The sequence below is a fragment of the Pseudomonas sp. MMS21 TM103 genome (assembly GCF_022132145.1).
GTDB lineage: Bacteria > Pseudomonadota > Gammaproteobacteria > Pseudomonadales > Pseudomonadaceae > Aquipseudomonas.
This window is the reverse complement of sequence record NZ_JAJISP010000001.1, coordinates 1050914-1072336: the sequence shown is the minus strand read 5'-3', so window position 1 is coordinate 1072336 and position 21423 is coordinate 1050914. Positions and strand designations below refer to the sequence as shown.

The 21423-nt window shown below is 62.7% G+C and carries 19 protein-coding genes and 1 pseudogene; 14 read left to right on the top strand and 6 right to left on the bottom strand.

All coding sequences use genetic code 11. The features are described from left to right. Window positions 1–261 precede the first annotated feature (261 nt). Window positions 262–750, top strand: a complete 489-nt coding sequence (gene rsd, locus LJY18_RS04920) for a sigma D regulator (protein ID WP_238040667.1) — start codon at window positions 262–264, stop codon at window positions 748–750. 419 nt (window positions 751–1169) lie between these two features. Next, window positions 1170–2099, top strand: coding sequence for an AlgP family protein (locus tag LJY18_RS22480; protein WP_330872714.1), 930 nt, complete (start codon window positions 1170–1172; stop codon window positions 2097–2099). Here LJY18_RS22480 and LJY18_RS04905 read toward each other — a convergent pair. Then, complete coding sequence (locus tag LJY18_RS04905; protein ID WP_238040666.1) at window positions 2096–2560, bottom strand: TIGR02444 family protein; 465 nt, start codon at window positions 2558–2560, stop codon at window positions 2096–2098. The two genes, LJY18_RS22480 and LJY18_RS04905, sit on opposite strands and share 4 nt — an antisense overlap. Before the next feature lie 50 nt (window positions 2561–2610). Here LJY18_RS04905 and LJY18_RS04900 point away from each other — a divergent pair, with 50 nt between their 5' ends. The 4 genes from LJY18_RS04900 (at window position 2611) to rhtB (ending at window position 6586) form a co-directional block, all read left to right on the top strand. After that, window positions 2611–4521 (top strand): ATP-binding cassette domain-containing protein, encoded by a 1911-nt coding sequence (locus LJY18_RS04900; protein ID WP_238040665.1) that lies wholly within the window; start codon window positions 2611–2613, stop codon window positions 4519–4521. Continuing rightward, window positions 4518–5105 carry a mechanosensitive ion channel family protein gene (locus LJY18_RS04895; RefSeq protein WP_238040664.1) on the top strand — a complete coding sequence of 196 codons (588 nt, stop codon included), beginning with the start codon at window positions 4518–4520 and terminating at the stop codon, window positions 5103–5105. Before LJY18_RS04900 ends, LJY18_RS04895 begins: the two co-directional genes overlap by 4 nt. Before the next feature lie 6 nt (window positions 5106–5111). Continuing rightward, window positions 5112–5876 (top strand): TerC family protein, encoded by a 765-nt coding sequence (locus LJY18_RS04890; RefSeq protein WP_238040663.1) that lies wholly within the window; start codon window positions 5112–5114, stop codon window positions 5874–5876. An 80-nt stretch (window positions 5877–5956) separates the two neighbouring features. Beyond that, a complete protein-coding gene (gene rhtB, locus LJY18_RS04885) occupies window positions 5957–6586 on the top strand; it encodes a homoserine/homoserine lactone efflux protein (protein WP_238040662.1) in 630 nt (209 codons plus the stop codon). A gap of 15 nt (window positions 6587–6601) precedes the next feature. Here the strand turns inward: rhtB and LJY18_RS04880 are convergent, their stop codons facing one another. Next, window positions 6602–7375, bottom strand: a complete 774-nt coding sequence (locus tag LJY18_RS04880; protein ID WP_238040661.1) for an SDR family NAD(P)-dependent oxidoreductase — start codon at window positions 7373–7375, stop codon at window positions 6602–6604. Between the two features lie 264 nt (window positions 7376–7639). On the opposite strand from LJY18_RS04880, the pseudogene LJY18_RS04875 reads away from it, so the two are divergent. Next, window positions 7640–8115: pseudogene (locus LJY18_RS04875) on the top strand (FTR1 family protein); the annotation flags it as partial. 139 nt (window positions 8116–8254) lie between these two features. Continuing rightward, entirely contained in the window at window positions 8255–8707 is a 453-nt protein-coding gene (locus LJY18_RS04870) for a YaiI/YqxD family protein (protein ID WP_238040660.1), read from the top strand. A 1-nt stretch (window position 8708) separates the two neighbouring features. Here LJY18_RS04870 and LJY18_RS04865 read toward each other — a convergent pair whose 3' ends face one another. Further along, entirely contained in the window at window positions 8709–9179 is a 471-nt protein-coding gene (locus tag LJY18_RS04865; protein WP_238040659.1) for a thioesterase family protein, read from the bottom strand. A 96-nt stretch (window positions 9180–9275) separates the two neighbouring features. Then, window positions 9276–9935 carry an isoprenoid biosynthesis glyoxalase ElbB gene (elbB, locus tag LJY18_RS04860; protein WP_238040658.1) on the bottom strand — a complete coding sequence of 220 codons (660 nt, stop codon included), beginning with the start codon at window positions 9933–9935 and terminating at the stop codon, window positions 9276–9278. Between the two features lie 739 nt (window positions 9936–10674). Here elbB and hemB point away from each other — a divergent pair. Together hemB and ppk1 are read left to right on the top strand one after the other, a co-directional pair. Then, window positions 10675–11688, top strand: a complete 1014-nt coding sequence (hemB, locus tag LJY18_RS04855; RefSeq protein WP_238040657.1) for a porphobilinogen synthase — start codon at window positions 10675–10677, stop codon at window positions 11686–11688. 17 nt (window positions 11689–11705) lie between these two features. Next, a complete protein-coding gene (ppk1, locus tag LJY18_RS04850; protein WP_238040656.1) occupies window positions 11706–13916 on the top strand; it encodes a polyphosphate kinase 1 in 2211 nt (736 codons plus the stop codon). On the opposite strand, the gene ppx is transcribed toward ppk1, so the two are convergent. Further along, window positions 13903–15405, bottom strand: coding sequence for an exopolyphosphatase (ppx, locus tag LJY18_RS04845; RefSeq protein ID WP_238040655.1), 1503 nt, complete (start codon window positions 15403–15405; stop codon window positions 13903–13905). The genes ppk1 and ppx overlap by 14 nt on opposite strands. A gap of 234 nt (window positions 15406–15639) precedes the next feature. On the opposite strand from ppx, the gene trxA reads away from it, so the two are divergent. The 4 genes from trxA (at window position 15640) to LJY18_RS04825 (ending at window position 20193) form a co-directional block, all read left to right on the top strand. Further along, window positions 15640–15966 carry a thioredoxin TrxA gene (gene trxA, locus LJY18_RS04840; protein ID WP_079203790.1) on the top strand — a complete coding sequence of 109 codons (327 nt, stop codon included), beginning with the start codon at window positions 15640–15642 and terminating at the stop codon, window positions 15964–15966. A gap of 246 nt (window positions 15967–16212) precedes the next feature. Next, on the top strand, window positions 16213–17472 hold the full coding sequence (gene rho / locus LJY18_RS04835; protein ID WP_238040654.1) for a transcription termination factor Rho: 1260 nt from the start codon (window positions 16213–16215) through the stop codon (window positions 17470–17472). A gap of 185 nt (window positions 17473–17657) precedes the next feature. Further along, window positions 17658–19124 carry a 4-hydroxy-3-polyprenylbenzoate decarboxylase gene (gene ubiD, locus LJY18_RS04830; protein ID WP_238040653.1) on the top strand — a complete coding sequence of 489 codons (1467 nt, stop codon included), beginning with the start codon at window positions 17658–17660 and terminating at the stop codon, window positions 19122–19124. Window positions 19125–19224: 100 nt separating this feature from the next. Then, window positions 19225–20193, top strand: coding sequence for a CDP-6-deoxy-delta-3,4-glucoseen reductase (locus LJY18_RS04825; protein ID WP_238040652.1), 969 nt, complete (start codon window positions 19225–19227; stop codon window positions 20191–20193). 115 nt (window positions 20194–20308) lie between these two features. Here LJY18_RS04825 and LJY18_RS04820 read toward each other — a convergent pair whose 3' ends face one another. Next, window positions 20309–21286 carry an NADPH:quinone oxidoreductase family protein gene (locus tag LJY18_RS04820; protein WP_238040651.1) on the bottom strand — a complete coding sequence of 326 codons (978 nt, stop codon included), beginning with the start codon at window positions 21284–21286 and terminating at the stop codon, window positions 20309–20311. Window positions 21287–21423: the final 137 nt, after the last annotated feature.

The following is a 21423-nucleotide window of genomic DNA, read 5'->3' as shown; positions in this document are numbered from 1 at the left end:
TGTAGTGCAAGCAAGCGTCTAGTGAAGTTTGGCTGAGTTTCTGCAGGCCAGACGCTGCGCGGGACACCGATTAAACGCTCGTATGAAATTTTCTCGACCAAGCGCCTTGATGACGCAGGTTAGCGAGCATAATCTGGCTCGCAAGCACCGCCGGAAAGCTGCCGTTTTGTGGTTGCTATTCAAAGACTATGTGCCGATTGACAAAAAACCGTCTCGGATCGGACGTATATCAGAAATACCGATAAGGGAAGTGAGGCCATCATGCTCGATAGTTGTCAGAACGCTCAGGAACGTTGGGGCGGTGTTCACCTGCTGATCGATCGCTGGTTGCAGGAACGCCAGGAATTGGTGAGTGCCTACACGGCCATCAGCAATTCCCCACAAGCACCAATTACCAATGCGCAAGCCTTGCAGAGGTTCTGCGAAATTCTGGTCGATTACGTGTCCGCGGGGCATTTCGAAGTCTATGAACAGCTGACCAATGAAGCCAAGGCCTTTGGCGATCAGCGTGGCCTCGACCTGGCCAAGCAAATCTATCCACGTATCGAAGTGATCACCGAGGTGGCGCTGACGTTCAACGACCGTTGCGACAATGGTGATTGCCACGATGGCGTGCCCTTGGGCGAAGAGCTCCAGCGCTTGGGGGCGTTGCTGCACGAACGTTTCGAGCTGGAAGATTGCTTGATTGAAGTATTGCATAACGCGCATCAGCAGCAGGTTGTGGCCCCGGCCGCGGCCCCCGTGCTCTAGCAGGCGGTTTCAGCCGCCTGCCAGTAGCGGTTCAATTGCCCTCTGTCGAGCAGCACCTGCTCGACCGCCAAGCGTCAGCTTGGCACTCTTGAGCAGGGTTGGCCTGGTCTTCGCGGTGGTGGGGGTGTCCTTCACCGCCCCGCTGGCTGTTTTTAGAGTGTTTGTCCTGTCGCAACCAGCTGCCTGCCAATTCCCTCAGGCAGTCGCCTGACGCGTTCGAACTTTCGGACTCCCTGGCGTAGTCGCTCTCCCTCTTCGAGATCATCGGCCGGAGTTACGCTGCTAGCGCCGTGTGAACGCGCGCTGGAAGATTTGGTTGGACTGCGTTCCTCGGCGCCTGGCTACAAACTGGGAGCCAATTACTATTCTCCGGCAGGCTGCTAGTATGAGTTGCATCTACATCCGCCCGGAGGCGCGCTATGTCGGCCAAAAAGAACACCAAGAAGAAATCGGTAAGTACCCCGCTGCACCTGCTTCATCAACTTTCCAGCAGCTTGCTCGAGCATCTTGAGGATGCGTGTTCACGGGCGCTGATCGATGCTGAAAAGCTGCTCGGCAAGCTGGAAAAGCAACGCGGCAAGGCCCAGGAAAAGCTGCATAACGCGCGAGTCAAGTTGCAGGATGCTGCCGTGGCGGGCAAGTCCAAGGCGCAGGCCAAGGCCAAGGATGCGGTGGCCGAGCTGGAAGATCTGCTCGATACCCTCAAGGATCGGCAGAGCGAGACCCGCAACTATATCGTCAAGCTCAAGCGTGACGCCCAGGAAAGCCTGAAGCTCGCCCAAGGCATAGGCAAGGTCAAGGAGGCGGCCAGCAAGGCTCTGGGTCGTCACGAAGCCAAGCCCGTAGTCGTCAAGCCGGTCGCTGCCAAGACTCCGGTAGCCAAGGCCACTGCCAGGCCGGCGGCGAGCAAAGCGCCTGCCAAGGCGGTTAGCAAGCCCGCGGCCAAGCCGGCAGTCAAAGCTGCCGCCAAGCCGGTTGCCAGTAAGGCCGCGGCAAGCAAACCCGCAGGCGCCGCTGCCCGGCCGGCCGGCAAGGCACCGCTTAAGTCCGCGGCGAAGCCAGTAGCCGCTGCTCCTGCCGGCGCCAAGCCAGCCGCCAAGGCACCGGCCAAGCCGGCAGCGAAGAAGCCGGGGGCCGCCAGCACGGCCAAGCCTGTGGCCAAGCCGGCCGCCAAGCCTGGAGCAACCAGCGTAGCGAGTAAGCCAGTGGCGAAACCTGCGGTTAAAGCTGCCGCCAAGCCCACAGCGAAAAAGCCAGCCGCCGCTAAGCCTGCGGTTGTCAGCTCGCCGGCACAGCCCGTCGCGGCCGCCGCCGTACCTGCAGGCAGCCCCCCGCCGACAGCGTCCTAAACTTGTCGGGCTGCGGCGTGCAGCAGATGCAGTGCGTCGCGGTCGGCTGTCGTGGTTACAAGGGCCAGCGTGTGCAGCCAGTCCTGCATGCCCTCGACCGTATCGCCTGGCCAGTCATGGCAGCATGACGCCAGGCGTTGCAGCAGTTCGCGTTCGGCCGCCAGTTCCAATTGTTTAATCTGTTCGCGCAGTGCTGCCAGAGCGCTGTCGTGCTGAGCGGCTGTGCGCCATTGCTGGCGGACGTGCCTGAGCGCGCTGATCACCTCGCGCTGCCAGGGCTGGGCTAAGGCGCGCAGGCAGTCGGCTCGTTCGGTGCTGCAGGCCACATTGCGGCGGCCAAGCCAGGCGCCGCAGAGCAGCAGGCAGATATCGTTACCCTGAGCCTGCAATTGCAGGCAGGCGGTCTCGACGCCGGGGCGGCGATAGAGGGCTTCGGCGAAACGCCACAGGTCAGGATGCATGGTGCTTTCCGGGTATGCAGCGGGCGATTCTGGTAGACTCCGCCGCCATTATGATACGACTCCAGAACCTCACTTTACAGCGTGGCCCGCAGCGTCTGCTAGAAGACGCCGAGCTGACCCTGCATCCCGGCCAAAAAGCCGGCCTGATCGGTGCCAATGGCGCCGGCAAATCCAGCCTGTTCGCCTTGCTGCGCGGCGAGCTCAGCGCGGATGCGGGCGATTGCCTGATCCCTGCAGACTGGCGCATCGCCCACATGCGTCAGGAGATCGACGCGGTCGAGCGCCAGGCGGTGGATTATGTGCTCGATGGCGATGTACAGCTGCGCCGGGTCCAGGCCGAGCTGGCCGTGGCCGAGGCAGCGCACGATGGCGTCGCGATTGCGCGCCTGCATACCGAGCTGGATAACCTCGATGGTTATGCGGCCGATGCGCGTGCGCGTAAATTGCTCGCCGGCCTGGGTTTCGAAAGTGCACAGATGGATCGCCGCGTCGGTGATTTCTCCGGTGGCTGGCGCATGCGCCTGAACCTGGCCCAGGCGCTGATGTGCCCATCCGATCTGCTGTTGCTCGACGAGCCGACCAATCACCTGGATCTGGATGCAATCCTCTGGCTGGAAGGCTGGTTGCAGAGTTATCCCGGCACCCTGCTGCTGATTTCCCATGACCGCGACTTTCTCGATGCGGTGGTCGATCACATCGCACACGTCGAACAGCGCAAGTTGACCCTCTACCGCGGTGGGTACTCGGCCTTCGAGCGCGCCCGCGCCGAGCGCCTGGCTCAGCAGCAGCAGGCGTTCGAGAAGCAGCAGGCGCAGCGCGCGCACATGGAAAAGTACATTGCCCGTTTCAAGGCCCAGGCGACCAAAGCGCGCCAGGCGCAGAGCCGGATCAAAGCGTTGGAACGCATGGAGGAGCTCTCCGCCGCGCATGTCGACTCGCCGTTCGACTTCACCTTTCGCGAGGCCAGCAAGATATCCAGCCCGCTGCTGGACCTGAGTGAAGGCCGTCTCGGCTATGGCGACAAGGTGGTGCTCGAGCAGGTCAAGCTGCAGTTGGCGCCCGGCGCGCGCCTCGGTCTGCTCGGGCCCAACGGCGCCGGTAAATCGACCCTGATCAAGAACCTGGCGGGCGAGTTGCAGCCCATCAGCGGTCGCCTGCAGCTGGGCGAGAACCTGGTGGTTGGCTATTTTGCCCAGCACCAGCTCGACGCCCTGGACGACAAGGCCAGTCCGCTCCTGCATTTCCAGCGTCTGGCGCCCACCGAGCGCGAGCAGACGCTACGCGATTTTCTCGGCGGTTTCGATTTCCGCGGTCAGCGCTGCGATGAACCCGTGCTGAATTTTTCCGGGGGCGAAAAAGCGCGCCTGGCACTGGCTCTGATTGCCTGGGGCAAGCCCAACCTGCTGCTGCTCGATGAGCCGACCAACCACCTCGACCTGGAAATGCGCCTGGCGCTGACCATGGCCCTGCAGGAATTCGCCGGCGCCGTGGTGGTGGTCTCCCACGACCGGCACTTGCTGAAAAGCACCACCGACGAATTTTTCCTGGTTGCCGATGGCCGGGTGCAGCCGTTCGACGGTGATCTCGAGGACTATGCACGCTGGTTGGTGGATTACCGTGTGCGCCAGGCGCCGGTCGGCAACGCTGACAGTAACCTGGATAAAACCGACAAGCGCGCCCAGCGGCAGGCCGCTGCGGCGCTACGTCAGCAACTGGCGCCGCTCAAGCGTGAGGCCGACAAGCTGGAAAAGGAACTCGGCCTACTGCATGAGAGCCTGGCTGCCGTAGAAGCCCGCTTGGGTGACAGTGCGATCTACGAAGCGGTCAGCAAGAACCAGTTGCGCGACGCGCTGGCCGAGCAAGCCAAGCTCAAGGGTCGTGAAGCCGACCTGGAAGAACGCTGGATGGACGCGTTGGAAACCCTTGAGGCCTTGCAGGCCGACTTGGAGGCGGCCAGTTGAGTGTCGAGGTATTCAGCTGGGAATGGTTGAGCACCTACCGCGAGCCGCTGCTGCGTGCCGGCCAGGTGCTGCTGATTGTGTTGTTGGCGTGGCTGCTGCAGCTTTTGCTGGCGCGAGGCCTTGGCCGTATGGGCTCGCGTTACCCACAGCTGCCAGCGGGGTTCATGCACCCACTACGCGGAGGCCTGCGCTGGCTGATCACCGGCAGTGCCTGCATGCTGGTGCTGGAACGTTTGGGCGTTTCCGCAGAGGTGCTGTGGACGGCGCTCACCGGATTTATTGCGGTGGCGGCGGTGGCGTTCTTCGCCATCTGGAGCGTGTTGTCCAATATGTTCTGCGCCCTGTTGATCTTCATCCTGACACCGTTCCGCATTGGCGACTGCGTCGAGGTGATCGAGAGTGCCGACAAGCCCGGGGTCCGTGGCAGGGTCCTGGACATCAACCTGTTCTATACCACCCTGGAAGACCTCAGCGGCGATGCCCCGGGCACTTGGGTGCAGATTCCCAACAGCCTGTTCTTCCAGAAAGCTGTACGCCGCTGGCGTAATGGCACTCTTCCCTCCGCACGCAATCTCGAGGTTTAAGTTTCTATGGAATGGCTCGCCAACCCTGAACTCTGGGTCGCTTTTCTGACCCTGACGGCGCTGGAAATCGTCCTCGGCATCGACAACATCATCTTTATCTCTATCCTGGTCGGCCGCCTGCCCAAGCATCAGCAGCCCAAGGCACGCTTCTTCGGCCTGGCCCTGGCCATGGGCACGCGGATCCTGCTGCTGCTGTCGATCAGTTGGGTGATGCGTCTGACCACGGATCTGTTCCAGGTCTTCGGTGAGGGGTTTTCCGGGCGCGACCTGATCCTGCTGTTCGGCGGTCTGTTTCTGCTGTTCAAGAGCACCGCGGAGATCTACCACAGCCTGGAAGGCGAGGAGGAGGGGCAGGCTTCCGGCGGCAAGGCCTACGGCTTCATGGGCATCATCGTGCAGATCGCGATCATCGATATCGTCTTCTCGCTGGACTCGGTGATCACTGCGGTCGGTCTGGTGGACAACGTGCCGGTGATGGTCGCAGCCATCGTCATCTCGGTGATCGTGATGATGCTTTCGGCGGGCACCATCAGCGATTTCATCGACAAGCACCCGAGCCTGAAGATGCTCGCGCTGTCGTTCCTGATCGTGGTCGGCACGGTGTTGATCGCCGAAGCCTTCGGCGTGCATGTGCCCAAGGGTTACGTGTACTTCGCCATGGCCTTCTCGCTGGCGGTGGAAGCCGTCAATATCCGTATGCGCACCGCCCGCGCCCGGGCGCGCAAGGAAGAGATGGAGCCGGTGCACTTGCGCAAGGGTTCGCCGGACTGAGTTAGCCGGCTGGGCGCAGTCAACGACAAGGGGTAGGCTAAGGCCTGCCCCTTTTTTATCGACCTGTTTGAGGTATCGCCATGGCACTGGAAACCTGGCTCGCGTTCTTCGTCGCCTGTTGGATCATCAGTCTGTCGCCGGGGGCCGGGGCGATTGCCTCGATGTCCGCAGGGCTGCAGTACGGCTTTCTGCGCGGTTACTGGAACGCCCTGGGCCTGCAACTGGGCCTGGCCCTGCAGATCGCCATCGTCGCCGCCGGCGTCGGGGCGATTCTGGCGGCTTCGGAGCTGGCCTTCAGCCTGATCAAGTGGTTCGGCGTGGTCTACCTGGTGTATCTCGGTTATCGGCAGTGGCAGGCGCTGCCCAGCGACATGGCGGCACCCGCCGAGCGCCCCATCGGCCGGCCGCTGACCCTGGTGCTGCGCGGCTTTCTGGTCAACTTCAGCAATCCCAAAGCCATTGTCTTCATGCTCGCGGTGCTGCCGCAGTTCCTCAACCCGCAGGCACCGCTGCTGATGCAGTACCTGGTGATGGGCGTGACCATGATCTGTGTCGACCTGATCGTCATGGCCGGTTACACCGGCCTGGCGTCGCGGCTGCTGCGGGCGCTGCGTTCGCCGCGGCAGCAGCGCATCATGAACCGCACCTTCGGCGCTCTGTTCGTCGGCGCCGCCGCGTTGCTGGCCACGGTGCGGCGCGCGCCGGTCTGAGCTTCGCTGGATACGTCACCAGGCAATCGGCTGGCCGTCCCAGGCCCAGAAACTGCCGGTCTGTTCCGGGCCATGACGCGCCACCTGGGCCAGTAAGCGCTCGGCCGCGAAATGCGGGGTGAACAGTTGCTCCGCTGGCACATTGGCCTGGAAGGGTTTCGACAGCGCGGTATCGGTAGTGCCGGGGTGCAGGCTGAGCACGCAACTGTTCGGGTTCAGCCGGCTCAGCTCGATGCTGGCGGTGTGCAGGAGCTGGTTCAGCGCGGCCTTGCTGGCGCGATAGCTGTACCAACCGCCGAGGCGGTTGTCGCCAATCGAGCCGACCCGCGCTGACAGCGCCGCGACCGTGCAGGGGTGGCGGCCGCGTAGTAGCGGCAGCAGGTGCTTGAGCAGCAGGATCGGGGCGAAGGCGTTGACCTGGAAAGTCGCCTGCAGGCCTTGCAAGTCCAGTTGGGCGAGGCCCTTTTCGGCTTTCGCTGCGCCGCTCTGCAGCACCCCGGCGGTGCATAGCAGCAGGTGCAGGCGTGGCACGTTGTCACTTAATTGCGTAGCCAGTCGGCTCAGGGCAGCCTCATCGCAGGCATCCACGTCGAGGCGCCGCAGGCGCTCGCCATGCCTTGCGACGAGGGCCGCCAGCCCCGGCGAGTCGCTGGCGTGCCTGGCAATCGCCCAGACACAGGCTACATCCTCTCGCTGCAGAAGTTGCGCGGTGAGGGCCAGGCCAATGCCTCGGCTGGCTCCGCAGACTAGCGCAGCGGCGGGTTCCTGCAGACGATTCCATAGGCTCATCAGGGCTGCTCCGGTGTTTGCGACGAATTGTCACGGATTATTCAAGGCTGGGGGCTTGAGGTAAAGGGTCGGGCCGGCAACAACTGAAACGCCATTCATTCGTATTTGTGATTGGCTCCTATATGCACTCTCCTTCTCGTTTGCTCCGCTGGCTGCTCCTGCCCCTGCTGGCGTTCTGCAGCCTGAATGCCTTGGCCGACACGTCTGCGCAGGCAGCCCAAGCCCTGCACCTGTTGGGCTACCTGGGCGCCGATTATCCGGCGACCGCAGCCGCTGCGCGGCCCGCTACAACTGATCGAACATACCCGCACGAGCCTGGAGCAGAGTCTGGCGGCCTATCGCCGCAGCGAGCGGGAGCAGGCCTACGACCTGTCAGTCGGCGCCTACCTGGAAGGTTTCGAACTGGTCGAGAGCGCCTTGAACAACCTCGATCCGCTGCAGCGCAAAGCCACCGAAAGGCGCTGATGGCGTACCGGCAAGCGTTGCAGGATGGTCTCTCGGTAGCCCAGGCGGCACAGCGCCTGGAGGTCGCCAAGATCGAGTTGGGCAAGTCTGCCGCCTTGCTCGATGGGAACGGCCTTTCGGATTCGCTGAGTTTCTTCTCCAGCCTGCTGATCCTGCTGCGCGAAGGCCTGGAGGTCATCCTGGTGTTGGCGGCGATCCTCGCCTTCCTGCGCAACACGGGACAACAGCAGGCGGTGCGTAGCGTGCACCTGGGCTGGGGCCTGGCGCTGCTCGCTATTGTGGTGTTCTATGGTCGCAGCTGGCTTGGCGAGCGGCGTGGGCAGGTTGGTGCCGGCTGATGCGCAGGCCTGCTGCACTGCGGCAGTTCACTTGAACTGCCGGATATGCCTTCAAGTCTAGGGAGTTCGTGAGTCGATGCGCGTGTGGATAGATGCTGATGCCTGCCCGAAGGGGGCCAAGGATCAGGTGGTCAAGTTCGCCCTGAAGCGGCGTTTCGAGGTGTTGCTGGTGGCTGGGCAGGCACAGACCAAACCTGCCTATGCCTGTGTGCGCTTGATTGTGGTGCCCAGTGGACCTGATGCGGCCGACGATTACCTGGTCGAGCATGCTCAGCCGGGTGAGTTGGTCATCTGCAGCGATGTGCCGCTGGCCGATCGCCTGGTGAAAAAAGGCGTTGCTGCTCTCGATCCGCGCGGTCGCGAATTCGACGAAAGCAATATGGGCGACAAGCTGGCGGTGCGTAACCTGTTTACCGAGCTGCGCGAGCAGGGGCAGATTGGCGGCGGTCAGGGGCCCTACGGCGACCGCGACAAACAGGCCTTTGCCAACAGCCTGGACCGCATCCTGACCCGGCTTTTGCGCATCTGATTCAGCCGCACAGATAGGTGCCGGTACCTACCGCGATCAGGGTGCCGTCATCGCTGTGCAGTTCGCTGCGCACCACCGCGACCTTGTTGCCGGAACGCAGCAGCATGGCGCTGGCTGTGAAGTGCTGGCCGCGACCGGGGCGCAGGTAGTCGATGCGCAGGTCGATGGTGCCCAGCTTGGACAGTCGCATCATGCGCTCTTGGTTGGACAGGTGTTGGTGCTTGTCGAAGGCGCCGATCAGCGCCATGGCGCCACCGGCGACATCCAGTAGCGAGGCAATTACCCCGCCATGCAGGATGCCATGGACAAAGTTGCCAATCAGCGCACCCTGCATCGGCAAGTGCATGGTCACGCGCTGCGGACTCAGTTCGCCGAGCTGGATCCCCAGCATCTGATTGAACGGAATGCGTTGGAAAAAGCCGCTTACCGCCTGTTGCAGTTCTGGGCTGAGTTCGAGAGCTGGGGTGGTCATGGCGCCTGCCTTTGCGAGATGTTACCCACGCTGCAGCAGGTCGCCGTGCTTGGCCAGAGGCGCGGCGGGTGTGCCGCGCGCATTGGCGGGTTCGGCCTAGAAGTGGGTCAGCTCGAGTACCCGGTCGACCAGCTTGTTAATACCCGAGGCCGCTTCACTGATCGATTGGGCGAGCATGTAGGCCGGCGTGGTGACCAGCTTGTTGGCGTGGTCTTCGACAATCTCGCTGACCTCGCACTCTTGATGGATTGCGCCCATCTGCGTCAGGGCGTCGGCGGTTTCCTGGTCGTTGCCGATGGTGCAGACCACGCCGCGGCCGAAGATCCTGGCCGCGAGGGCCGGGGCGATGCACATCATGCCGACCGGTTTGCCGGCCTTGACGAAGGCTTGGGCGGCGCTCAGTACGTCGGGCTGCACTGTACAGTTGGCGCCGCTGAGGACGAAGTCGGAGAGATTCTTGGCCACGCCAAAGCCTCCGGGCATGATCAGGGCGTGGAAATCGTCCACATGCAGTTCGCGCACGTCCTTGATCTTGCCGCGGGCGATGCGTGCGGCCTCTACCAGGACATTGCGCTTCTCATCCATTTCATCGCCGCTGTAATGATCGACCACATGCAATTGTTGCACGTCCGGCGCAAAGCATTGCACCTCGGCGCCGCGCTGGTCGAGGCGCAGCAGGGTGATCACGCTTTCATGGATCTCGGCGCCGTCGTAAACGCCGCAACCGGAAAGAATCACTGCTACTTTTCTGGTCATTGAAAACTCCTGATCACTGGGCTGGGCCAAGGTAGCTATGCAGATTATGGCTAGTCTGCGGCCGCCCCTCGACAAGTTGGATGGGGTGTATGGCTGTGTGGGGCGGGCGCATCAGCATCGGCCTGGGTAGGTTCAGGTTGATATGGGGCGCCGTGAAAGACTCGGTACGTCACGGTTAGGATCCTGAAGCTAATCCTAGCCGCTGGGCTTTGGCAGCGATATGGGCCTGGGGTGAATTAGATCCTCCGGGCGATATCTGCTGGGGCTGAATGTTGATCAGCGCCCTGGCTCTGTTGGCAGTACGGCGCGGGCATAGCCAGAAGCCCAGGGCACTCAGCAGCGGCGCGGCGAAGACATACTGCGGGTCGCTCGCGTAGGTATCGCAGGGCGCACAGCATCAGGCCGCCGTGCCGTGCCGTGCCGTGCCGTGCCGTGCCAGTCAGGCCGCCAGTAACGACCTCTCGCCTTCGAGAAAAGTGCCGAGAAGCGCCGCGAGATTGCCAAATTGCGGCAGGAGGTTTTCGAGCACGGTGGCGACCATAGGATCAGGCGCTCAGTCCACGCCCTTGCACCGTTCGGGGGGCGGCGTGGCGCTCGACGCCAGTGGGCGTGGTGGTCACAATAACTGCAGGCTGCCGCGACGCATTGGCGCAGTTGTGCCTGCGATCGTCATCATTTAGTCATAATGGTGGCTTATAACTGTCACGCTCGTCCGTTTCTACGGGCTATGGAGTCTGCTGTGAGCTTTACCCCTGCCAATCGCCTGTTTCCAACCACACGCCTACGGCGCAACCGTCGCGACGACTTTTCCCGGCGCCTGGTGCGCGAGAATCGCTTGAGTGTCGACGACCTGATCTTGCCGGTGTTCGTGCTTGACGGTGACAACCGCCGCGAGGCAATCGCCTCGATGCCGGGTGTCGAGCGGCTGTCCATCGACCTGCTGCTGCAGGAAGCGGATAAGTGGGTGGCCCTTGGCATTCCGGCGCTGGCGCTGTTTCCGGTGACGCCGCTGGAGAAAAAGTCCCTGGACGGTAGCGAGGCGTGGAACCCCGAGGGCATTGCCCAGCGCGCGATTCGCGCCCTGCGTGCACGCTTCCCGGAGCTGGGGATTATCAGCGACGTGGCCCTGGATCCCTTCACCACCCACGGCCAGGACGGCATCCTCGACGAAGACGGCTACGTGCAGAACGACGTCACCGTCGATGCCCTGGTCAAACAGGCGTTGTCGCATGCCGAGGCGGGTGCCCAGGTGGTCGCACCCTCGGACATGATGGACGGTCGGGTGCAGGCCATCCGCGAGACCCTGGAACTGGCCGATTTCCCCAATGTGCGCATCATGGCCTACTCGGCCAAGTACGCCAGCGCCTACTACGGGCCATTCCGTGATGCCGTGGGCTCGGCAGCCAACCTGGGCAAGGCCAACAAGGCCAGCTACCAGATGGACCCGGCCAATGGTGACGAGGCATTGCACGAAGTGGCCGCCGACCTGGCCGAAGGCGCCGACATGGTGATGGTCAAGCCGGGCATGCCCTATCTGGACATTCTTTGGCGGGTCAAACAGGAATTCCGGGTGCCAACTTTTGTCTATCAAGTCAGTGGCGAGTACGCCATGCATATGGCCGCGATCCAGAACGGCTGGTTGAGCGAGGCGGTGATTCTCGAATCCTTGACCGCTTTCAAGCGTGCCGGTGCCGATGGCATCCTTACCTATTTCGCCGTTCGCGCGGCAGAACTGTTACAGCCGGGGCACTAGTCCCGCAGGACGATCCAATGACTACCGAAGGACTCACCCCGAGCGAATTGCAGACTGCCGAAGCGGTCGCCGCCGAACTGCCAGCGGAAATCCTGCCGCCGATCGAAGCGCCCGCGCCCGTGCCCACGCCGGCACCGCCCATGGTGGTGCCAAGCCTGGACGACAGCAGCCTGTATATCCACCGCGAGTTATCGCAGCTGCAATTCAATATCCGCGTGCTGGAGCAGGCGCTGGATGAGTCCTACCCGTTGCTGGAGCGACTGAAGTTTCTGCTGATTTTCTCCAGCAACCTGGATGAGTTCTTCGAGATCCGTGTCGCCGGCTTGAAGAAGCAGATCAACTTCGCCCGCGAACAGGCCGCTGCCGATGGCTTGCAGCCGCATCAGGCGCTGGCGCGGATTTCCGAGCTGGCGCACGAGCAGGTCAGTCGCCAGTACGCGATTCTCAACGACACCCTGTTGCCGGCGCTGGAAAAGCACCAGGTGCGCTTTATCCGCCGGCGTCACTGGAACACCAAGTTGAAGGCCTGGGTGCGTCGCTACTTCCGCGACGAGATCGCGCCGATCATCACGCCGATCGGCCTGGACCCGACCCACCCGTTTCCCTTGCTGGTGAACAAGAGCCTGAACTTCATCGTCGAGCTGGAAGGCATCGATGCCTTCGGCCGTGATTCGGGCCTGGCGATCATTCCTGCGCCGCGCCTGCTGCCGCGGATCATCAAGGTGCCGGAGGAGGTTGGCGGCCCCGGCGACAACTACGTGTTCCTCTCCTCGATGATCCACGCCCACGCCGACGACCTGTTTCAGGGCATGAAGGTCAAGGGCTGTTACCAGTTCCGCCTGACCCGCAACGCCGACCTGTCGGTGGATACCGAAGACGTCGAAGACCTGGCGCGTGCCCTGCGCGGCGAGCTGTTCTCGCGGCGGTACGGCGATGCGGTGCGTCTTGAGGTGGTCGACACCTGTCCGCGGCCGCTGCTGGATTACCTGCTCAAGCAATTCAGCCTGAGCGAGAGCGAGCTGTACCGGGTCAGTGGCCCGGTCAACCTGACCCGTCTGTTCAGCATCACCGGCCTGGTCAGCCATCCGGAGCTGCAATACCCGCCGTTCACGCCGGTAATCCCCAAGCTGCTGCAAAACAGCGACAACATCTTCAGTGTGATCAGCAAGCAGGACATTCTCCTGCTGCACCCGTTCGAGTCCTTCACGCCGGTGGTCGATCTGCTGCGTCAGGCGGCGAAAGACCCGCATGTGCTGGCGATCAAGCAGACCCTGTACCGCAGCGGCGCCAACTCGGAAATCGTCGATGCGCTGGTCGAGGCCGCGCGTAACGGCAAGGAAGTCACCGCGGTGATCGAGCTGCGCGCGCGCTTTGACGAAGAGTCCAACCTGGCCCTGGCCAGCCGCCTGCAGGCGGCCGGTGCGGTGGTGATCTACGGCGTGGTCGGTTTCAAGACCCACGCCAAGATGATGCTGGTTTTGCGCCGCGAGAGCGGCGAGATCGTCCGCTACGCGCACCTGGGCACCGGCAACTACCACGCCGGCAACGCCAAGCTGTACACCGACTACAGCCTGCTCACCGCCGATGTGGCCCTCGGCGAGGATGTGGCGAAGATGTTCAGCCAGCTGATCGGCATGGGCAAGACCCTGCGCATGAAGAAGCTGCTGCACGCGCCCTTCACCCTGAAGAAAACCCTGCTCGAGCTGATCGCCAAGGAAACCGCCCAGGCCAGCGAGGGCAAGCCGGCGCACATCATCGCCAAGTTCAATTCGCTGACCGACGCGAAGATCATCCGTGCGCTGTACAAGGCCAGTCAGACCGGGGTGCGCATCGATCTGGTGGTGCGCGGCATGTGCTGCCTGCGCCCGGGTATCCCGGGGGTGTCGCACAATATCCAGGTGCGCTCGATCATCGGTCGCTTCCTCGAGCACACGCGGGTGTTCTACTTCCTCAACGAGGGCGAGGAGAAGATTTACCTGTCCAGCGCCGACTGGATGGAGCGCAATCTGGACAAGCGTGTCGAGACCTGTTTCCCGGTGGAGGGCAAGAAGCTGATCATGCGGGTGAAGAAGGAGCTGGAGGCCTACCTGACCGACAACACCCAGAGCTGGGTGCTGCAGCCGGACGGCCGCTACCTTCGCAGCAGCCCGACCGGCAACCAGAACCCGCGTAGCGCGCAGGCCGGATTGCTGGAGAAGTTGACCGTGCCGTTGGTCAGCGCACGCTGAGTTCGACCTCGATGCGCTTGAGCCAGCCCGCTTCCTGAGCGAAATCCGCTTGGGTCAGCGGGTTGGCCTCCAGCCAGCCGTCGGGAAAGACGATTTCTAGGCTCTGCGCGCTGGCCTGCAGCTGCACCTTGGGCATCGCTTGGGTACCGCGGATGTGATGGAAGAGGATGGCGAAACGCAGCAGTACGCACAGGCGGATCAGCTTGATGCCTTCTTCGCCGAATTCGCCGAGCTTGTCCTTGGGAATGTTGCGCCGGTGACCGCGCACCAGCAGGGCGAGCATCTGCTGATCCAGGCGTGAGAACCCGGCCAGGTCGGAGTGTTCGATCAGGTAGGCGCCGTGCTTGTGATACTGGTAGTGGGCGATGTCCAGGCCCAGTTCATGCACCCGCGCGGCCCAGACCAGCAGTTCGCGGTGCCATTCGTCACCCAGCTCCCAGCTGTCAGTCACTTGATCGAGAGCTTCCAGGGCCTTGTGCTCGACCCGAGCCGCTTGCTCCAGGTCGACGTGGTAGCGCTCCATCAGCGCGCTCAGGGTGCGCTGGCGCACATCCTCGTGATGATGGCGGCCGAGCAGGTCATAGAGCACGCCTTCGCGCAGGGCGCCTTCGGAGTGCGTCATGCGCTCGATCTCGCAGGCATCGAAAATCGCTTCGAGAATGGCCAGGCCGGCCGGGAATATTCCGCGTCTATCCGGTTTGATGCCGCCGAGGTCGAGCTTCTCCACGTCGCCGAGCTTGAACACCTTGCGCTTGAGCCAGGCCAGGCCATCCGGGTTGATCTCGCCGCTGCCCAGTCCAGCAGCCTGGATCGCCAGGCCTATGGCCTTGATGGTGCCGGACGCGCCGACGGCATCCTGCCAGCCGAGCCTGCGCAGGGCATGCTCGATGCCCATGATTTCCAGGCGGGCCGCGGTATAGGCCTGGGCATAGCGGGCCGGGGTGATCTTGCCGTCCTTGAAGTAGCGCTGGGTGTAGCTCACACAGCCCATCTGCAGGCTCTCGCGCAGCAACGGCTCGAAGCGTTGGCCAATGATGAATTCGGTACTGCCGCCACCGATATCGGTCACCAGGCGCTTGCCCGGGGTGTCGGCGATGCTGTGGGACACGCCGAGGTAGATCAGTCGCGCTTCCTCGCGGCCGGAGATGACTTCGACCGGATGACCGAGGATTTCCTCGGCGCGGCGGATGAATTCGCCGCGGTTGTGCGCCTCGCGCAGGGCATTGGTGCCGACGATGCGCACCGCACCCTCCGGCAGGCTGGCGGTCAGTTGGGCGAATCGGCGCAGGCACTCGAGGCCGCGTTGCATGGCTTCCTCGTTGAGCAGGCGCCGCTCGTCGATGCCGGCGGCCAGCTGCACCTTGTCGCCCAGGCGTTCAAGGATGCGCAGTTCGCCGTGATCGGCCTTGGCCAACACCATGTGGAAGCTGTTGGAGCCCAGGTCGATGGCTGCGATCAAGGGAAATGACTCTGCAGGGGTATGCGGCATGATGGGGCTTTCTCAATGCGGAACGCCGACATCCTGCCACGATAGGTGGGGTACGCCAACGCATACTGATGTCGCAGGCCGTTGTCTTGCGCCGGACGGTCGGTCGTTTACGGCTTGAGTTGCGCGGTTCTTTACCAAGGCTTATAGATAGTCTCAATGGTGTTCGCCTTCCTGTGTCGGGAAAGCCGGGCTATGATGTCGACCATCTTTTGCTTCCGAACACGGAGACTTTCCATGAGCGAATTCATCACCAATGTCAGCGACGCCAGTTTCGATCAGGATGTAATCCAGGCCGAAGGTCCGGTGCTGGTTGACTACTGGGCTGAGTGGTGCGGCCCGTGCAAGATGATTGCCCCGGTTCTGGACGAAATCGCCCAGACCTACCAAGGCAAGCTGAAAGTCTGCAAGCTGAACATCGACGAAAACCAGGACACCCCGCCAAAATATGGCGTGCGTGGTATCCCGACCCTGATGTTGTTCAAGAACGGCAACGTCGAAGCGACCAAGGTTGGCGCGTTGTCGAAGTCGCAACTGGCGGCCTTCCTCGACAGCAATATCTAAGCGCTGGTGCAGATGATAAGCCCCGCTAATTGCGGGGTTTTTTCTGTCTGAGTGCTGGACGTATCGATAAAACCGGTGTTACATTCGGCCTCGCTGCATTTCCTATGCAGCCCCCTGCAAGCCGTCGCCGACGGATTCCTACGCGAATACCTTCGATACACGCTGGCGATCCAATCGCCTTTTATAGCGGCGCGGCCTCCCAAGCTGAATAGCTTATTTCCCCTCCTTCATGATTACGTCATTCCTATGAATCTGACCGAACTCAAGCAAAAGCCGATCACCGAACTGCTGGAACTCGCCGAACAACAGGGCCTGGAAAACATGGCCCGTTCGCGCAAGCAGGACGTGATTTTCTCGCTGTTGAAAAAACACGCTAAAAGCGGTGAGGAAATCTCCGGTGATGGCGTGCTGGAGATTCTCCAGGACGGTTTCGGCTTCCTCCGCTCCGCGGATGCATCGTATCTCGCCGGCCCCGATGACATTTACGTGTCGCCGAGCCAGATCCGCCGCTTCAACCTGCGTACTGGCGATACCATCGTCGGCAAGATCCGCCCGCCGAAAGAAGGCGAGCGTTACTTCGCGCTGCTCAAGGTCGATACGATCAACTACGATCGCCCAGAGAACGCCAAGAACAAGATCTTGTTCGAGAACCTGACGCCGTTGTTTCCCACCAAGCGTCTGATCATGGAAGCCGGCAACGGCTCCACCGAAGACATCACCGGCCGGGTGATCGACCTCTGCGCGCCGATCGGCAAGGGCCAGCGCGGCCTGATCGTGGCGCCGCCCAAGGCCGGCAAGACCATCATGCTGCAGAACATCGCGGCGAACATCGCGCGCAACAATCCCGAGTGCCACCTGATCGTCCTGCTGATCGACGAGCGCCCGGAAGAAGTGACTGAAATGCAGCGCACCGTGCGCGGCGAAGTGGTCGCTTCCACCTTTGACGAGCCGCCAACCCGCCACGTGCAGGTTGCCGAAATGGTGATCGAGAAGGCCAAGCGCCTGGTCGAACACAAGAAGGATGTGGTCATTCTGCTCGACTCCATCACCCGTCTGGCACGTGCCTACAACACCGTGATCCCGAGCTCCGGCAAGGTCCTCACCGGTGGTGTCGACGCCCATGCCCTGGAGAAGCCGAAACGCTTCTTCGGCGCCGCGCGTAACATCGAGGAAGGCGGTTCGCTGACCATCATCGCCACCGCGCTGGTGGAAACCGGCTCAAAGATGGACGAAGTGATCTACGAAGAATTCAAGGGTACCGGCAACATGGAGCTGCCCCTGGACCGTCGGATCGCCGAGAAGCGCGTGTTCCCGGCCATCAACATCAACCGTTCCGGCACCCGTCGCGAAGAGTTGCTGACCGCCGAAGACGAGTTGCAGCGCATGTGGATCCTGCGCAAGCTGCTGCACCCGATGGATGAAGTTGCTGCCATCGAGTTCCTCATCGACAAGTTGAAGGCGACCAAGACCAATGAAGAGTTCTTCATGTCGATGCGCCGCAAGTAAGACTATCGACTGCGCCGCGTTAACTGCGGGCTGACCTCCGTTCACTACGACCTTGGTTCGGCCCGTTACGAAAAAGCCGGGGAAACCCGGCTTTTGTGTGTCTGCGCACTGCCAAACCTTCTGAATAACCCAGTTCGGCGCTAAACTTTGCGCCCCGACTGGAACGCCCCACACGAGGCTCCTGCATGCAGTATCGCGACCTGCGCGACTTTATCCGCGGACTGGAACAGCGCGGCGAACTCAAACGCATCCAGACGCCGGTTTCTCCCGTGCTGGAAATGACCGAAATCTGCGACCGCACCCTGCGCAAGGGTGGCCCGGCGCTGCTGTTCGAAAATCCCACGGGCTTCGACATGCCGGTGCTCGGTAACCTGTTCGGCACGCCCAAGCGGGTAGCCCTGGGTATGGGCGCGGAAGAGGTCAGCGAGCTGCGCGAGATCGGCAAGCTGCTGGCTTTTCTCAAGGAGCCGGAGCCGCCGAAAGGCCTGAAAGACGCCTGGTCCAAGCTGCCGATCTTCAGGAAGGTGCTGGCCATGGCGCCCAAGGTGCTGAAAGACGCGCCCTGCCAGGAAGTGATCGAGGAGGGCGATGACGTCGACCTCGGCAAGTTGCCGGTGCAGACCTGCTGGCCGGGCGATGTCGGTCCGCTGATCACCTGGGGCCTGACCATCACCAAGGGGCCAAACAAGGAGCGGCAGAACCTCGGGATCTATCGCCAGCAGGTGATCGGTCGCAATAAGCTGATCATGCGCTGGCTCAGCCATCGCGGTGGTGCTCTGGACTTCCGTGACTGGTGCGAGAAGTACCCGGATCGCCCTTACCCGGTGGCCGTGGCCCTGGGCGCCGATCCGGCGACCATCCTCGGTGCGGTCACCCCGGTGCCGGATAGTCTGTCCGAGTACGCCTTCGCCGGATTGCTGCGCGGCCACCGCACCGAGTTGGTCAAGTGCCGGGGCAGTGAGCTGCAGGTGCCGGCCAGCGCCGAGATCGTCCTCGAAGGGGTGATTCATCCCGGCGAGATGGCCGATGAGGGCCCTTATGGCGACCACACCGGCTACTACAACGAGGTGGACCGCTTCCCGGTGTTCACCGTCGAGCGCATCACCCGCCGGCAGAAGCCGATCTACCACAGCACCTACACCGGCCGTCCGCCGGATGAGCCGGCGATCCTCGGCGTGGCGCTGAACGAGGTGTTCGTGCCGATCCTGCAGAAGCAGTTCCCGGAAATCACCGACTTCTACCTGCCGCCCGAAGGGTGCTCGTACCGCATGGCGGTGGTGACCATCAAGAAACAGTACCCCGGCCATGCCAAGCGGGTAATGCTCGGTGTCTGGTCGTTTTTGCGCCAGTTCATGTACACCAAGTTTGTCATAGTCACCGACGACGACATCAATGCACGCGACTGGAATGATGTGATCTGGGCCATCACCACACGCATGGATCCCAAGCGCGATACCGTGCTGATCGATAACACGCCGATCGATTACCTGGATTTCGCCTCGCCGATATCCGGTCTGGGTAGCAAGATGGGCCTGGACGCCACCCACAAGTGGCCGGGTGAAACCAGCCGCGAATGGGGTCGGGCGATCGTTCAGGATGAGGCGGTCAAGCGCCGGGTCGACGATCTTTGGGCTCAGCTGGGGATCGACTGATGCGGCGTGGCTGGATATCCGCGCGACTGCGGCCGCGCTTACTGCAATGCGCGCGCAACCCGGGCAAGGCCGCGGGTTTGTGCTTTGGATTGAAAATGCTATGAAAGTTACTCTGCAACCCTCAGGTGCCGTGCTCGAAGTCGAGCGTGGCGAGCGCATCCTCGATGCGGCGCGCCGGCTCGGTTATGACTGCCCGCAGAGCTGTCGCAATGGCAACTGTCATATTTGTGCGGCCCTGCTGGTCAACGGTAGGGTGCGTCAGGCGGGCCAAATCCATGAGCATGGCGAGGTTTTCGCCTGCCTGGCCGAGCCCGAGCAGGAGTGTGTGCTGCTCTGGGATGGCGTGCTGGCCCCTGGCGAACTGCCGGTGCGCGAGTTGAACTGCCAGCTGATCGAATGCCACGACGCCGGTGGCGACGTGTTCCGGGTGCGCCTGCGTGCACCGGCGGGCAAGTTGCCGCGTTATCACGCGGGCCAGTATCTGCTGCTGCAACGGGCGGAGGGTGAGTACGCGGCCTTTTCCCTGGCGTCGGCGCCGCAGTCCGGACGTGAGCTGGAATTGCATATTCTGGCGCGTGACCCGTCCAGTATCGCGGTCATCGAGCACCTGCGCGGGCAGGGCTTCGCCCAGATACAGATGCCGTTTGGCGACACCCACCTGGCCGAGTTGCCGGCCGGTCCGTTGGTCTTGATCGCCGCCGGTACCGGCATGGCGCAGATGCGCAGCCTGATCGAGCACTGCCGCGCGGCTGGCTTTCCCCACCCCGTGCACTTGTACTGGGGCGCGCGTCGGCCGGAAGATTTCTATGAGCTGCCCTGCTGGGCCGAGTGGCAGTCGTTACCGAACCTGTTTCTGCATCAGGTGGTCAGCGATCGGTGTGACTGGCAGGGCCGTTGCGGCCTGTTGCACGAGGCGGTGCGCGAGGACTTCGCCGACCTCAAGCCATTGCACGTGTATGCCAGTGGCTCGCCGAGCATGGTCTACGCGACCCTCGATGCCCTGGTCGAAGCCGGCATGGATGCCCGGCAGATGCGCGCCGACGTTTTCGCCTACGCGCCCAGGGGCTGATTGACGCCCATGAGAATGTCCGCCTGAGGGCGGCTTTTCCGTAGGGTGCGCTGCGCGCACCGATATTCCTGCGTGGGGCTGATGGTGCGCACGGCGCACCCTACCGGCTACCGGCTCAGCGAACCTTGACCACCACCTTGCCCACGGCCTTGCGCTGGCCGAGGGTGTCGATCGCTTGGGCGGCCTGCTCCAGCGGGAAGGTTTGCGAGACCAGCGGCTTGAGCTTGCCCTCGGCATGCCAGGCAAACAGCTGTTGGAAGTTGGCGGCGTTGTCCTGCGGCTGGCGCTGGGCGAAAGAGCCCCAGAATACCCCGACCACGGCGGCACCCTTGAGCAGGGCCAGGTTGACCGGCAGTTCGGGGATGCGTCCGCTGGCAAAGCCGACCACCAGCAGGCGGCCATTCCAGGCGATGCTGCGGACGGCCTGATCGAACAGGTCGCCACCCACCGGATCGTAAATCACGTCGGCACCCTTGCCGCCGGTCAGGCGCTTGATTTCATCTTTCAGGTTGCTGTCGTTGTAGTTGATCAGCTCGTCGGCGCCAGCGGCCTTGGCCACGGCCAGCTTCTCTGCGCTGCTCGCCGCGGCAATCACCCGGGCGCCCATGACCTTGCCGATTTCCACCGCCGCCAGGCCGACGCCACCGGAGGCGCCAAGCACCAGCAGGGTTTCTCCCGGTTGCAGGTTGGCGCGCTGTTTGAGCGCGTGCATCGAGGTGCCATAGGTCATGCCGAAGGCGGCGGCGCTGGTGAAGTCCATGCTCGGCGGGATCGGTATGACGTTGTAGCCCGGTACCGCGACTTGTTCGGCAAAGCTACCCCAGCCGGTCAGGGCCATCACCCGGTCCCCGACTTTCAGGTGGCTGACCTTCTCGCCCACCGCCGCCACCACACCTGCCGCTTCGCCGCCGGGGGAGAAGGGGAAGGGCGGCTTGAACTGGTATTTGCCCTCGATGATCAGGGTGTCGGGGAAGTTGACCCCGGCCGCATGCACCTCGAGGAGGATTTCGTTGGCCTTCGCTTCGGGGCTGGCGACTTCTTCCAGTACCAGGGTTTCGGCGGGGCCGAAGGCTTTGCACAGCATGGCTTTCATCGGGCGTTTCCTCTGCGGATGATGGTTTTGCAGTGTAGAGGGGGGGGGCGCTCGGTCAACGAGCATGGTCGTGTCTGATGGCGCGGCATAAGTATGGGGGCTGTTTCACGCGCGCCAGGGGTTGGGCTGCGGCCCGG

What these genes read in the sequence shown, in the direction of transcription:
- rhtB (WP_238040662.1), top strand. Translation starts at nt 5,957, where the DNA reads ATGGCACTGGAAACCTGGCTCGCGTTCTTCGTCGCCTGTTGGATCATC.
- LJY18_RS04825 (WP_238040652.1), top strand. Translation starts at nt 19,225, where the DNA reads ATGAAAGTTACTCTGCAACCCTCAGGTGCCGTGCTCGAAGTCGAGCGT.
- rho (WP_238040654.1), top strand. Translation starts at nt 16,213, where the DNA reads ATGAATCTGACCGAACTCAAGCAAAAGCCGATCACCGAACTGCTGGAA.
- LJY18_RS04905 (WP_238040666.1), bottom strand. Translation starts at nt 2,560, where the DNA reads ATGCATCCTGACCTGTGGCGTTTCGCCGAAGCCCTCTATCGCCGCCCC.
- LJY18_RS04880 (WP_238040661.1), bottom strand. Translation starts at nt 7,375, where the DNA reads ATGAGCCTATGGAATCGTCTGCAGGAACCCGCCGCTGCGCTAGTCTGC.
- LJY18_RS04870 (WP_238040660.1), top strand. Translation starts at nt 8,255, where the DNA reads ATGCGCGTGTGGATAGATGCTGATGCCTGCCCGAAGGGGGCCAAGGAT.
- elbB (WP_238040658.1), bottom strand. Translation starts at nt 9,935, where the DNA reads ATGACCAGAAAAGTAGCAGTGATTCTTTCCGGTTGCGGCGTTTACGAC.
- LJY18_RS04820 (WP_238040651.1), bottom strand. Translation starts at nt 21,286, where the DNA reads ATGAAAGCCATGCTGTGCAAAGCCTTCGGCCCCGCCGAAACCCTGGTA.
- rsd (WP_238040667.1), top strand. Translation starts at nt 262, where the DNA reads ATGCTCGATAGTTGTCAGAACGCTCAGGAACGTTGGGGCGGTGTTCAC.
- trxA (WP_079203790.1), top strand. Translation starts at nt 15,640, where the DNA reads ATGAGCGAATTCATCACCAATGTCAGCGACGCCAGTTTCGATCAGGAT.
- ppk1 (WP_238040656.1), top strand. Translation starts at nt 11,706, where the DNA reads ATGACTACCGAAGGACTCACCCCGAGCGAATTGCAGACTGCCGAAGCG.
- LJY18_RS04900 (WP_238040665.1), top strand. Translation starts at nt 2,611, where the DNA reads ATGATACGACTCCAGAACCTCACTTTACAGCGTGGCCCGCAGCGTCTG.
- LJY18_RS04890 (WP_238040663.1), top strand. Translation starts at nt 5,112, where the DNA reads ATGGAATGGCTCGCCAACCCTGAACTCTGGGTCGCTTTTCTGACCCTG.
- ubiD (WP_238040653.1), top strand. Translation starts at nt 17,658, where the DNA reads ATGCAGTATCGCGACCTGCGCGACTTTATCCGCGGACTGGAACAGCGC.
- ppx (WP_238040655.1), bottom strand. Translation starts at nt 15,405, where the DNA reads ATGCCGCATACCCCTGCAGAGTCATTTCCCTTGATCGCAGCCATCGAC.
- LJY18_RS04865 (WP_238040659.1), bottom strand. Translation starts at nt 9,179, where the DNA reads ATGACCACCCCAGCTCTCGAACTCAGCCCAGAACTGCAACAGGCGGTA.
- LJY18_RS22480 (WP_330872714.1), top strand. Translation starts at nt 1,170, where the DNA reads ATGTCGGCCAAAAAGAACACCAAGAAGAAATCGGTAAGTACCCCGCTG.